The sequence below is a fragment of the Weissella paramesenteroides genome, from assembly GCF_051903945.1.
Classification (GTDB): Bacteria; Bacillota; Bacilli; order Lactobacillales; family Lactobacillaceae; genus Weissella; species Weissella paramesenteroides_A.
Map to the genome: position 1 here is coordinate 1,379,161 of NZ_CP192268.1, position 13,300 is coordinate 1,392,460.

The window sequence follows — 13,300 nt, forward strand, 5'->3', positions numbered from 1 at the left end:
TAATTTTTTAAATTGTATTTGATGCATTAGCGGGTACATTCAAATAGCTTGTATCATTTCGAATTAATTCCTTAAATTTAATGCCATCATTTGTTTCAAGAATCGACGTACTTGTATTACCCAGACCACCGCGATCTCTTAAATTAGCCAATGGAATATTTAACAAACCACCCATTCCTGCAGTAAGGGCTGCACCATGACTAAAAAAGATTAAATTCACATCTTGTCCACCATAAGCATTTACAGCATCAAAGACTGCCCTTCTAAAGCGTTGTTGAACCGCTTCAAATGTTTCTGCACCTGGAACCTGACTAGCATCAAATCTTTCTGGGTGATAACGTGAAGCATCATACATCGCAAGCCAGTCTTGTTTGACTTCTTGAAACGTTAATCCTTCCCAAACGCCAAAAGAAAACTCTTTTAATCCATCCAAAACGGTTAATTTTGGTTGATTATTTATATAAGTGAGCGTTTGCTCTGCAGTATCCATAGCACGCTTGATTGGACTTGTAAAAGCATGGGCAAATGTCACATCACTTAAGAAGTTCCCCAAATCAGCAATCTGATCGATTGATTCAGGTAACAATGGTGAATCGCCGCCGGATCCTTGAAAACGCCCTTCAGCATTCCAAACAGTTTTTCCGTGGCGTATAAAATATAATTTCGTCATGCAGTGATTCTCCAATCCATTTTAAGTAGTTACTATTCATTATAATCAAAAAAACGACTAGAAACAAAGTTCTAGCCGTTCATCTGATTAATTATTATTCTAAACCATCTGTTAATGCTTCTGGGAAGTTTTCACGGACAATTTCTGCTTCATGTGCTGACAACATTGGGAAATCCTTATCTGATCCCAAATCAGTATGATACATTCTGTCTCGTGGTGAAACCTCACCAACCGCATGTGCAACTGCAATCTTGTAACCATCATAATTTTCAACATCAGCTGATGCATCTGTCACATCTGCTAGGTGCAACTGAGATACAAGCAATAATACTCGAATATCTTGTCCTAAGGCATCAACCATTTGTGCTTGTTCATTGTTTAAGTACAAAGTCAAGGCAGCTTCAGCTGGCTTACCAATCAGTTTAGCATTACGGGCTTCCTCTAATGCTTTATTCGCTGCATCACGCAATTTCATAAATGAAGACCAATTTGCAAACAATTCGGTATTATCACCCAAGTCTTCGACTTCTGGCATATCTGTTAAGTATGCAAAGTCTTCAGTCTCATAAGGCAAATATTCAAAAATTTCTTCTGCTGTATGTGGCAAAATTGGTAACATCAATTTGTCTAATCCAACAACAATTTTATACAAAACCGTTTGTAGTGAGCGGCGGAGATGACCATTAGGTGCTTCAACATACAGAATATCCTTCGCAAAGTCCAAATAAAAGGCTGACAAATCAACATTAATGAAATTAATGAGTAGCTTATGAACTGACTGGAAATCATAAGCATCATATGCTGCTTTAAGTTCACTAATCAATTGATTAAATCGTGCGTAAAAATATTTATCTACTTCTGTTAATTCTTCATACGCCACAGTATCTTCATTTGGATTAAAGTCTGCTGTATTTGCTAATAAGAAACGCATTGTATTCCGAATCTTACGATAGATTTCTGAAGTTTGAGACAAGATGTCCATCGAAACACGTACATCGGCCGATGTATCTACAGTTGATACCCACAAACGAATGATCTCAGCACCCATTTGCTTGATAACTTCATTAGGTTCAATGGTATTGCCAATTGACTTTGACATCTTTTCACCATTACCATCTAAAGTAAATCCTTGTGAAACGACTTCCTTATAAGGTGCCTTACCAGTAACAGCTACTGATGTAATCAATGAGGAATTGAACCAACCTCGATATTGATCAGAACCTTCCAGAACCAATGTTTCAGGGAATTCTAATTCTGGTCTAGTTGCCATCACACCTTGATGAGAACTACCTGAATCAAACCAAACATCCATGATATCTGTTTCTTTAGTAAATTGACCATTTGGTGAATGCTCATTCGTGTAGCCTTCAGGCAACAAATCTTTTGCTTCACGTTCAAACCATACAGTAGAACCATGCTCAGCAACCAAATCTGCCACATGTTCAATGATATCTGGATCTATAATCGCAGTGCCATCTTCTGCATAAAAAATTGGTAATGGTACACCCCAGACACGTTGACGAGAAATAACCCAATCGCCACGATCCCGAATCATGTTGTATAGTCGTTTCTTACCCCATTCTGGCTTGAATGTAACATCATCCAACGCATCCAAAATTTCTTGACGGAAACTATCAATTGATGCAAACCATTGTGGTACAGCACGGAAAATAACTGGTTTCTTTGTCCGCCAATCAAATGGGTAACTGTGCGTAATTGGTTCTGATTTAACAAGTGCATCAACGTCTCTTAACTTCTGTAATGACAATTCGTTTGCATCTTCATAGAAAACACCATCAAAATCTTCACCAGCTTCAGCAGTTAAATACCCGCGATCATCAACGTTCATAATCGGTGTGATACCATAACGCTTACCCGTCATAAAGTCGTCTTCACCAAAACCAGGTGCTGTGTGAACAAGACCAGTTCCAGTATCATCAGTCACATAGTCTGCCAAAACAACTAAAATGTCACGATCCATATATGGATGTTCTGTCACCATATATTCAAGATCTTTACCTTCAAAAGTTGCCAAGATGGTTGGCTCTTCCCAACCAAATTTTTCTGACAAAGATGATAGTAATGATTCAGCAACTAGATACTTTTTAGTTGTGTTTTGAGGTTGAACTTGCACATATTTAAAATCAGGGTGAACTGCTAATGCTTGTGAAGCAGGTACAGTCCATGGTGTGGTCGTCCAAGCAACTAAATAAGTGTCTTGATCTAATACCCCTTTACCATCTTTGACTTTTTCAGAGATAAATGCTGACTCCGAAGTCACATCATGGTATTCAATTTCAGCCATTGCTAAAGCAGATTCTGACGACCATGACCAGAAGACTGGCTTCTTACCACGGAAAATCAAATCGCGCTTTGCCATACTACCAAAGACCCGAAGCTGTGCCGCCTCAAATGATGGTTGTAGGGTTAAGTATGGATGATCCCAGTCAGCTGAAACTCCCAAACGCTTAAAATCAGCCATCTGCTTTTTAACTTGCTTATGCGCAAATTCATCAGCCATCTTACGCCAAATAACCGGTCCAACCTTTTTACGATCTTTACCAGCTTTTGTTAACTGTTGTTCAATTGGTAGTCCATGCGTATCCCATCCTGGTACGTATGGTGCATAATAACCATTCATAGACTTGTAACGAACAATAATATCCTTTGAAATTTTATTCATTGCGTGGCCAATATGAATATTACCATTTGCATATGGAGGTCCATCATGTAGCATAAATGATGGTTTACCAGCATTTAATTTTTGACGTTGTTCGTAGACTTTATTTTCAAACCAAATATTTTCGCGTTGTAACTCTGTTTGTGGTAAGTTACCACGCATTGGAAACTTGGTTTTACCAAGATTTAATGTTTGCTTGATTTTCATAAGCACTTCCTTTCCTCAACCCTTGCTGATTACCAACAATGAGTTGGTAACAAAAAACCCGCATCAGTCATTTCTGACTAACGCGGGACGTTTTAACCGTGGTACCACCCGAATTCACAATTTACACTTATAAATTGCCTCTTCAACATGTATGTGTACTGATTCTCTGCTGATAGATATAATTCGTTACTATCTTAGGCTTACACCATTTCCTAAGTCGCTGGTTAGAATAAATTATATTTTTTGGTCAGAAACTTTACGATATCTATAATAACTAATTACTTATCCTTATTCAAGAAATTTTCTGAATCTTCACTTGATTCCGGGAAAATAACAACTGTTTCAGCACTATCCTCTGAAACAGCTGCTTCTGAGGCCGATGCAGAACCAGCTGTTGCTGATGGCTCTTGATATGCAGCTGGTTGTTGGAAAGCTGCCCACTCATCAGTTTGGATCATATCCAACTGAGAACGAAGCAATCCCTCAATTTTTGATTTGAAGGCACCCATCTCTTTATCCAAACCTTCTTTTTCGGCTACAAGTGCTTCATTTTTAGTTTGTGAATCAGTTAATAGTGCATTTGCTTTTGCATTTGCTTCCATTACAATTTTTTGAGCTTCTGTTTGCGCTTGTTGCAAAGTTGCTTCCGCCTCGGCTTCCGTCTGCTTCTTCAAGCGGTCTGCGGCCTCTTGTGCAATTAGAATAGATGAATTTACAGATTGTTTCATCTCTTCAACTTGCTTAGCATTTGCATCAGCTTCTGCTAATTGTGTCTTCAATGTTTGATTTTCTTGCATCAAAGCATCATAGTCAGTCACGATTTGATCCAAAAAGTCAGAAACTTCCGACTTATCATACCATTTGCTGCGACTTGTTGTGAATTCCTTTGCATGAATTTCTTGTGGGGTCAATGCCATGAGATTTCTCCAATCTATTTTTTAATGACTGCCATTGTTATTCGCCATTTATCTTTTTTAGTTAAGCCATTAAGCTCGTTAATTTTTAGACGACCATACTTTCGTACAGAGACTAAATCATTAATTGCTAGAACATAATCGGGCTTATTAATATCAGTCCAATTAACACGTACTAAGTCATGCTCAATCATCTGCTTCGCATGGTTCCTAGAAATATTATACCCATTTGCGACGATACTATCTAGTCGTAAAGAACTAACAGTCGTATTAATAATTGTCCATTCATCATCAACGACAGCAATCTCATTCGCCATCACTTCTTCAAAACGAACTTTTGCTTTACCAATATGATCTAGATGCCTTAAAATAAATGTCCCTATCGCCTTGGTAGCGACAAAATACCACGTTTCAGCCTCACCCTTAATAATATCACCAATACTTTGCCGTGCAATACCATTGTGCATGAAAGTACCCAAAATTGTACTATGATGTAACGTCGCAAATTTTTCGGGATACTTAATTTGAATAACCATTAAATCAAAATCATCTCGTATTGGCTCATAATAATTTGGCGCAATCAATAATCTTTGATTTTCCGCATTTTGGTAACCACCATATTGAAATACTTTTAAATCATCTTGCTGATTAACCAAAGTTTTTAGAATATAAATCTCTCTTGGGTTTAAAAAATTCGTCAAGACTGGACGATATTCATCCAATACCTGACGAACCAAGCCTTCCGCTAAATTAAGAAACGTGGCTTCATTAGGGCGGAAATGTTGTGCTACATTATCAACCATAATCTTCTCTATATCATTGTTCGAGCAATTGCTTGCAATCCCATTTCAGCTGCTTGCAATAGAATCAATCCAACCAATGGTGTTAAATCAATTATGCCAATAGCTGGTATAAATCGTCGTAGTGGATTCAAAATTAGCCCTGATATTCGACCTAATAATTGACCCAATGATGATTGTTGTGCCCCAGGTAACCAGGACATCAAAACCCAAATAACGATTATAAATTCTAGTGCTCGAAGTAGCAAATTTAATAATCCAAGGATTGTTAACATATTACCACCTATTAATTAAATTGTTGTCCGAGATTTTGAGAAATTGTTCCCGAAATCTCGAAGTTATGCGGGGTCGCCAAAAAAATTCTTTCACCAACTCGCTCAATTGTACCATCGACTGCAAATGCTGTACCACCCAGGTAATCTAAGATACGCTTACCTGTATTTTCATCGATTGATCCCAAGTTGACAATAACGGCTTCACCACCAAGTAATTGCGTCGCAATTGTCTGGGCATCTGCATATGTACGTGGTTCATACAAGGCGATTTTAGCTGGGTCATCTCTTGAACCATCCATTTTAATAACATTTGCACGTCGTTCATTGGTTGGTCGAGTCGCATTATTATTTGACTCCGCAAAATTAGCCGCCTTTTGGTCTTCTTGACTACTTTCGGAATCTTCATCTTCATAATAATAATTATCATCGACACCAAAAATATAATCTTTAAACTTAAATGCCATGACCAGTCTCCTTACTTGTCACCACGCTTCATCCAATTGAAGTAAGCTGGGCGCTCAATTTCTTCATCAGATGAGCTTGGTTGTGACGGTGCTGATTGTTGAGCTGGTGCAGCTGACTGTACAGGTGCACTTTGTTGTTGTGGTGCTTGAGACTGTTCAGAAGGTGTTCCCCAATCAGCAAACGGATCATTGTTAACCACGGGCTGTTGTGCTTGTTGCATTGGTTGTTCTGAAACAGCTTGGAATGGGCTAGCTTGTTGATTAGATCCTAAGTTTATTTCTGGTCGCGGTGTTTGTGGACGATCAATGCCCGTCGCGATAACTGTAACAACCAAATCACCTTCCATTTCCATATCAATGGTTGTACCAAAAATAATATCAACGTCTGTTCCTGATGCTTGTGCAATCGTCTCTGAAGCTTCCTGTGCTTCAAACAATGACATATCAGCACCACCCTTAACAGAAAGCAACACATTCGTTGCCCCTTCAATTTTCGCTTCTAGCAAAGGTGAAGCAATTGCTTTACGAGTTGCTTCGGCAGCACGATTTTCTCCTGATGCAGAACCAATTCCCATCAAGGCAGTACCCTGACCGGCCATTGCAGTCTTAACATCAGCAAAATCAAGATTAATAATACCAGGCTTTGTAATCAAATCTGAAATTCCTGACACACCCTGTAGTAGGACATCATCAACCATCTTGAAAGCTTCCATGATAGGTGCTTTTTTATCAACGATTTGTAATAAATTATTATTGGCAATAACAATCAACGTATCGACGTTATCTTTTAGTTTAGCTAATCCCTCAGCTGCAGACTTTCCACGTCTTGGTCCTTCAAAAGAGAATGGACGTGTCACAACACCAATCGTTAGTGCACCAGAATCTTTGGCAATCTTGGCAATAACAGGAGCAGCACCAGTTCCGGTACCACCACCCATTCCAGCGGTAACAAAGACCATGTCAGCACCTTGTAGCGCTTCAGTTAATTCTTGTTCGCTTTCTTTAGCTGCTGCTTCACCAACTTCAGGTCGTGCACCCGCACCTAATCCACGAGTTGCTTTTGATCCAATTTGGATCTTATTTTCTGCTGAAGAACGATCAAGAGCTTGTGCGTCAGTATTAGCAACAATAAATTCCACACCTTCTACACCATCAGTTACCATTTGGTTTACGGCATTTCCACCACCACCACCAACTCCGATGACCTTAATCGTTGCACCGTATTCTTGGTTCATGTCCATTTGCAAATCCATATTGAGCTCCTTTTTAGTTAATTTATGAATTAGTCAAAGAACTCCGCAAAGAAATTCTTAATCTTATTTTTCTTCTTAGGTTGTTCTTCATCAGTTACTTCAGTCGACTCGGCCTTTTCAGGTTCATTTTGAGGGGCACGTTGTTGTTCGACCTTTTGCTTTTTCTTTTCACTGCGTCTATCACGAGGCAACTGTGCTCCCATATTAGGCTGTCCGAGAACAACAAGTGGTAGCCCATATAAAGCTTGTTTTACAATTAATTGAATTGGTGTTTGCTGTGCAGCATAGTGTACTAATGCCCATGCGCCAGCATAACCAGGATGACGTAGTCCAATATCATCAGGTGTGAATAATTTTGTCTGAACGTTATAAGTTTCGTGAATGGCTTGTGTCATGCCACGTAGGGCAGCACCACCACCCGTTACGATAACACCACCTGGCATTTGAAATGCACCAACCAAGTCTAGCTTTTCACCAAGCTTTCCAAGGATTTGCATAACTCTTGCTTCAATAATTTGTGCCAATAACGTTTCTGAAATTTGTTCTGGCTCTTCAGCACTGACCTTCTTGATAACTAACTGATTTTTCTCTTGCGCCAATTTTGATAAAGCAAACCCCGAGTCTAGCTTTAACATATCTGCATCATGTAGTCCTAGTTCAAGGACTGCACTAATATCTCGAGAAATATTGTCGCTTCCTGCAGGGAATGATGACAAAAACTTTAATTGATGCTCATGAACAACAGTCGCTGAAGTTTGTCCAGCACCCATATCTAATAGAATTGTGCCAAATTCTTGTTGTCCATCATCCAGCAATGTCTTACTATATGCCAATGGTGCCAAAACAAAATCACGAAGTTGTAGTCCAGATTTATTGATGGCAAGACGCAAGTTTCCCATGACATTTCTTGGCGCCGTGTAGGCAATACCATGCATTGCTAAACGCATGCCCACCATATCATTTGGATCTTGAATGCCATCAAAATCATCGACTACAAACTCAGTCGGAATTAACTCAACTACTTCACGGTCTGAAGGCAATTGTATCTTGATTGCTTCCTGTACAGTATTAGCAACATCTTCATACGAAATATGTTGGCTATCTTTTACTGTAACAGTTCCTTTCACGTGTTGAATTTGAATGTTGCTTGCAGGTAAACTCGCAACAACTTCTGTTATCGGTTGCTCAGTCTGCTCGTTTATTTGTGCTACTGCTTGACGAATATCGGTCGCTGTTGCGTCAATATCAACAACAACGCCCTTCTTTACACCGTGTGCAACAGATCGACCAACCGCTACAATATTAGCCTGTTGATCTCTAACATCTGCTGCTAGCACTTTAATGGTGTTAGTCCCAACATCAAGACCAACAATTAATCCATGGTTGGCCATCTTAATTCCTCCTTTGACTACCATACAAAATGTTTAAATAAATAAACAATTCTTTAAGAATAATACCATACTTTGGGTGCATTCTTCCAGACCTGCACCCAGTTTTATTAATCATATGGTTTAAAATATGCACCAACTTGTAAATCTGCTACCCCGGTTTGTTTTAATTGCGCCACCATACCTGGATAGTACTTCATCTTCTTTGATAATTCATCTGCGCTAATTAGCACCTCATTACCATCATTCATATATATCAATAAACGTTGATTATTTTGACTATTTGGTGACCAAACTATTTCCGAAACTGCATGTCTTAATGGATCGGAAAGCTTACCAAATTCCGCTAATGTTTTACGTAATTGCTTATCAGAGGTGAAACCATCATATAATGGTAACCCACCGACTTGTTGATTAGTTAGTCCCTGATTCAACATACTGCCATTCTCTAATATCGGATAATATTTATTACCGGCCTTAACATAACCGACTTTTACAATTTCATCGACCTTGACCTGCAAAGTATTATCTGATTTCATTGATAATTTCAGATTATTGATTTGTGGATTTTTACGTTTAGCTTCTCGACTAAAATAACCACTTTGATTTAATGTTGTTAGCAATGATTGACCTGTCCGCAGCCCTGCTGCATCCAATACCGTTTTATCAGAAAGTTCATGGGTACCAACAACTTCATACCGTTTGACTTGTCCATTTGGTGAAATAAGGTAGATCAAACCTGCGGCCATAATCACTAAGATAACAATTGTTTTAATCGCTGCCCATTCATGAGCAAATAACAATGGTGTTTTTTTCTGGTGCGGACGCTTTACCGATTTAACCTTTTCTTCATCAATTGTTGTGATAGCAGTTGATTTGGCTTGTTTTTCTTCAGATACCTTAACATTGTTTACTTGCGTTGGTTCGGATTGCGCGTGTTTTTCATCTGTTTTTTTTGACCGCTTTGGCTTTGATGACTCACCCTTCCCTGATAATAAAGCATCTAAATGTGCCTGAATATCAGAGGAATTCGCATTGTCGCTGTCGTTATGCGGATTTTCTTTTTTATCAGTCATCGTAACCTCCTACAATCTCCTCACAGAAATACTTTATTTTACTTAATAACGCTCTTAATTAGTGCGATAAATTGATCTGCCGCATCAGGAACACCCATTTTCATAGCCGCCTCTGCCATTAATTGCCGCTGTTTTTCATCTGTCATCAGTTGATCAATTGTTCCAAACAATGTTGTACCAGACAACGATTCTTCTGTAATCATTTCTGCTGCACCAGCATTTGCCAAACTACGCGCATTTTTTGTTTGGTGATCATTTGTTACATATGGACTAGGAATAAGAATCATTGGCTTTCCTAAAGCCGTTTGTTCAGCCAAGCTTGTCGCACCTGCTCTTCCAACCACTAGCGAAACTCTTGGCATTAATTGCGGCATATTACTAATGTATGGTACCACTGCCACGTTATCCGATGGAACAATGTTTTTAGTCTGCATTGCTTGCTGCACATCATCAAATCTTTTAGATCCAGTTACAAAAATAACTTGATATGTTTTGTCAGCAAAGTTCGGCAATGCTTCAACCATTGAAGCATTAATTTTAATCGCTCCCTGTGAGCCACCAAAAACAAGTACTGATGGCTTATCAGGTACCAGCCCTAACTTTTCCCAATCAAAGCTCCCTTGACCATCAACAACCTCTTGGGCTCTTGGATTACCTACAATTGTTGCTAAATTGGCTTTGAAAGCTGGTAAAGCTGCGGGAAAGGCAACGCCAACTTTCGTAACCTTTCGTGCCAAAAACTTATTTGTTACGCCAACCACAGAGTTTTGTTCGTGAATAACAGTAGGAATACCCATTTGTTGAGCAGCGTATAATACCGGACCTGAAACATAACCACCTGTACCAACAACGACGTCTGGTTTAAAAGCAACTAAGTATTTTTTTGCTTCACGTGTTGCCTTTAAAAACAGATAAATCGTTTTAAAATTATCGAGCGAGAGTGATCGATGGAAACCTTGAACTTTCAATGATTTAAACTTGAAACCTGCTTTGGGTACAATACTACCTTCTAACCCACGTTCGCTACCAATGTACAAAACCTCAGTATCAGGCTCTAATGCTTTTAAGCGCTGAACAGTGGCTAATGCTGGATAAATGTGACCGCCTGTGCCACCACCAGATACAATAATACGCATTGCTAATCCTCCCTAATTCTTATGTTTAAAACTTAAACTTCTTCACAGCGTCGACAAACAAATTTCCTCTGGTTTCAAAATTAGGAAATTGATCCCATGATGCAGCAGCAGGAGACAATAGAATAATTTCACCAGCTTTACTTAACTCAAAGGCTGGTTTCACAGCACTAGGAGCATCTTTAGCATTAAGCACCGGAATACCTATTTTTTTACCAACCGCTGCCAACTTCTCAGCTGTTTCACCAAAAACAATCAGCCCCTTAACATGTTGTTTCATTGCCGGTAACAATCTCATTTGATCATCCCCGCGATCTAAACCACCAGCCAATAATATTACTGGTACATTAAATCCAGATAAAGCCATTTCTGTCGCTTCAATATCAGTTGCTTTTGAATCATTATACACTTGCCGATCGTAGAAATTACCGATAAATTGTAGTCGATGTTCAACACCAGAAAAGCTTCTTAACGCACCAGCAATATCAGCAGTCTCAACACCCATTAATTTACCAACCGCAATTGCAGCAAGTGCGTTTTCAATATTATGTGAACCAGGAACGCCTAATTCATTAGCATCAATGATAAATTCCTCTTTATAGTACAAACTCCCTGTTTTCAAATAAGCGCCAGCTTCACTAACTCCTTTTCTTGAAAAAGGAACAACCGTTGCGTTTGTCTGTTCAGCTAAATGACGCCATTCTTCATTATCAAAGTTAACAACAAAAAAATCAGCTGCCGTTTGGTGTTTTGTAATATTCATTTTAGCAGCAACATAATTTTCCCGGGTCCCATGAAAATTTAAATGTGAAGCAAAAATATTTGTCAATACAGCGATATGTGGTTTTGGTGCTGGCATACCTGTTAATTGGAAAGAAGATAGCTCCGTCACTAATACGTCATCCTTCAGCATTTTAGGAGCTACTTCACTAACTGGAGTACCAATATTCCCGGCAACCAGTACATGTCCCTCCCCTGATTGCTTTCTGAGAACCGAAGCAATCATTTCCGTTGTTGTTGTCTTACCATTAGAACCAGTTATTGCAATCCAATTTTTTTGAATATACTTTTGAGCAAGGGCTACTTCAACCACAATTGGAATATGTCGTTCTTCCGCGGCAGTTAGTATAGGAATTGTGTATGGAATTCCCGGATTTTTTACAATTAAATCTATATCATGAAGCAATGACACTGATTGATCAGTCGTAAATTGCACGCCCTTTGCCTTTAATGTCACTACTTTTTTATCTGTGATATCTAACTTAGGATCCGAGACAATCACTTGAGCGCCTTCATTTTGTAATAGATTGGCTGCGGCTGCACCAGAACGAGCAAATCCAATTATTAATACATGTTTATCCATTATTAAGAGCCCCTTTTTCTTGAGATATGTATATGGGGAATCACACCCCATTATTTTTATAAGAACCAGATAAGCAGATAAATAACTGCCATAATTAGACCAGTTCCCCAAAAGAAGAAATTAACCTGCCATTCATTCCATGGCTTCTCTGTGTTACCCGTTAAACCACCTTTTTCAAAACTATGATGAATAGGTGTCATCAAAAAAATCCGTTTCTTAAAGAAATGAAAACTTGTTACTTGAATAATGACACTTAAGGTCTCAATCATAAATACGAACCCAATGATTAATATCGACCATTCGTGGTGTAACACCAATGAGTTCATTGCTAAACCAGCTCCTAATGCCAGTGATCCAGTATCACCCATAAAAATTGTTGCTGGATAATGGTTGAAGAACATAAAACCAAGCAAAGCACCAATCATCAATCCGTCCAATAAGACCATTGTCATATCGCCTTGCACGATAGCAATCACTAAATAGGCAACATAGGCAATAATCGCTGTTCCTGATGCTAATCCATCTAATCCGTCTGTTAAATTAGTTGCATTAGACCAACCGACTAGCCAGAAAATGGTAAATAATGTATAAACAATCACACTATGCCATTCTCCTAAACCAAATGGTAGGCTAAGGAAAAAATCAAATTTACCTAAGGCCAGCACAACAACACCTAGAATTGCTGCAGCAATCTCCGCAAAAAGCTTAGGTAAAAAGCGTAGCCCTTCATCACGATGATTGAAAACCTTGATGCTATCATCAAAAGCACCCACAATTGCAAAGACTATAATCGCAATCAACGTTGCCCAGCCTGTTGAAGAAGTATTTTTAGTGATTAACGCTAAAATAATAAAACCAATCACAACAACTGGAATGAAACCCGCACCACCCATTGTTGGTGTTCCAGCCTTCGCAGCATGATCAGGTTCATGTTCACCAGTACGCATAACCATCTGGGCTACTTTAATTTTTTTAAACCAATCTCGTAGACGAGGTACCACAAGTACCGTAACAATTAGACTAAATAAAAGTCCTACTAAAAAAGTCGACATTCGACTACTCCTCTCACTCACCTAT

At 38.9% G+C, this 13,300-nt stretch carries 12 protein-coding genes; all 12 read right to left on the reverse strand.

Features of this window, described 5'->3' with window-relative positions:
• Window positions 1-7: 7 nt before the first annotated feature.
• Window positions 8-670 (reverse strand): histidine phosphatase family protein, encoded by a 663-nt coding sequence (locus ACQ4QH_RS06640; RefSeq protein WP_439818245.1) that lies wholly within the window; start codon window positions 668-670, stop codon window positions 8-10.
• A 94-nt stretch (window positions 671-764) separates the two neighbouring features.
• Window positions 765-3,557, reverse strand: a complete 2,793-nt coding sequence (ileS, locus tag ACQ4QH_RS06645; protein ID WP_439818246.1) for an isoleucine--tRNA ligase — start codon at window positions 3,555-3,557, stop codon at window positions 765-767.
• Window positions 3,558-3,835: 278 nt separating this feature from the next.
• Window positions 3,836-4,474: a DivIVA domain-containing protein gene (locus ACQ4QH_RS06650; protein WP_439818247.1), complete on the reverse strand. Its 639-nt coding sequence runs from the start codon at window positions 4,472-4,474 to the stop codon at window positions 3,836-3,838.
• Between the two features lie 14 nt (window positions 4,475-4,488).
• Window positions 4,489-5,274, reverse strand: a complete 786-nt coding sequence (locus ACQ4QH_RS06655; RefSeq protein ID WP_439818248.1) for an RNA-binding protein — start codon at window positions 5,272-5,274, stop codon at window positions 4,489-4,491.
• A gap of 8 nt (window positions 5,275-5,282) precedes the next feature.
• Window positions 5,283-5,546, reverse strand: a complete 264-nt coding sequence (locus ACQ4QH_RS06660; protein ID WP_439818249.1) for a YggT family protein — start codon at window positions 5,544-5,546, stop codon at window positions 5,283-5,285.
• A gap of 11 nt (window positions 5,547-5,557) precedes the next feature.
• Entirely contained in the window at window positions 5,558-6,010 is a 453-nt protein-coding gene (locus ACQ4QH_RS06665; RefSeq protein WP_002828540.1) for a cell division protein SepF, read from the reverse strand.
• Window positions 6,011-6,021: 11 nt separating this feature from the next.
• Window positions 6,022-7,263, reverse strand: coding sequence for a cell division protein FtsZ (ftsZ, locus tag ACQ4QH_RS06670; RefSeq protein WP_439818250.1), 1,242 nt, complete (start codon window positions 7,261-7,263; stop codon window positions 6,022-6,024).
• A gap of 29 nt (window positions 7,264-7,292) precedes the next feature.
• Window positions 7,293-8,654: a cell division protein FtsA gene (gene ftsA / locus ACQ4QH_RS06675; protein WP_439818251.1), complete on the reverse strand. Its 1,362-nt coding sequence runs from the start codon at window positions 8,652-8,654 to the stop codon at window positions 7,293-7,295.
• Window positions 8,655-8,761: 107 nt separating this feature from the next.
• Window positions 8,762-9,727, reverse strand: coding sequence for a cell division protein FtsQ/DivIB (locus tag ACQ4QH_RS06680; protein ID WP_439818252.1), 966 nt, complete (start codon window positions 9,725-9,727; stop codon window positions 8,762-8,764).
• Between the two features lie 38 nt (window positions 9,728-9,765).
• Window positions 9,766-10,863, reverse strand: a complete 1,098-nt coding sequence (gene murG / locus ACQ4QH_RS06685; RefSeq protein WP_439818253.1) for an undecaprenyldiphospho-muramoylpentapeptide beta-N-acetylglucosaminyltransferase — start codon at window positions 10,861-10,863, stop codon at window positions 9,766-9,768.
• A gap of 25 nt (window positions 10,864-10,888) precedes the next feature.
• Entirely contained in the window at window positions 10,889-12,223 is a 1,335-nt protein-coding gene (gene murD, locus ACQ4QH_RS06690) for a UDP-N-acetylmuramoyl-L-alanine--D-glutamate ligase (protein WP_439818254.1), read from the reverse strand.
• A 56-nt stretch (window positions 12,224-12,279) separates the two neighbouring features.
• Window positions 12,280-13,275, reverse strand: coding sequence for a phospho-N-acetylmuramoyl-pentapeptide-transferase (mraY, locus tag ACQ4QH_RS06695; RefSeq protein WP_439818255.1), 996 nt, complete (start codon window positions 13,273-13,275; stop codon window positions 12,280-12,282).
• Window positions 13,276-13,300: the final 25 nt, after the last annotated feature.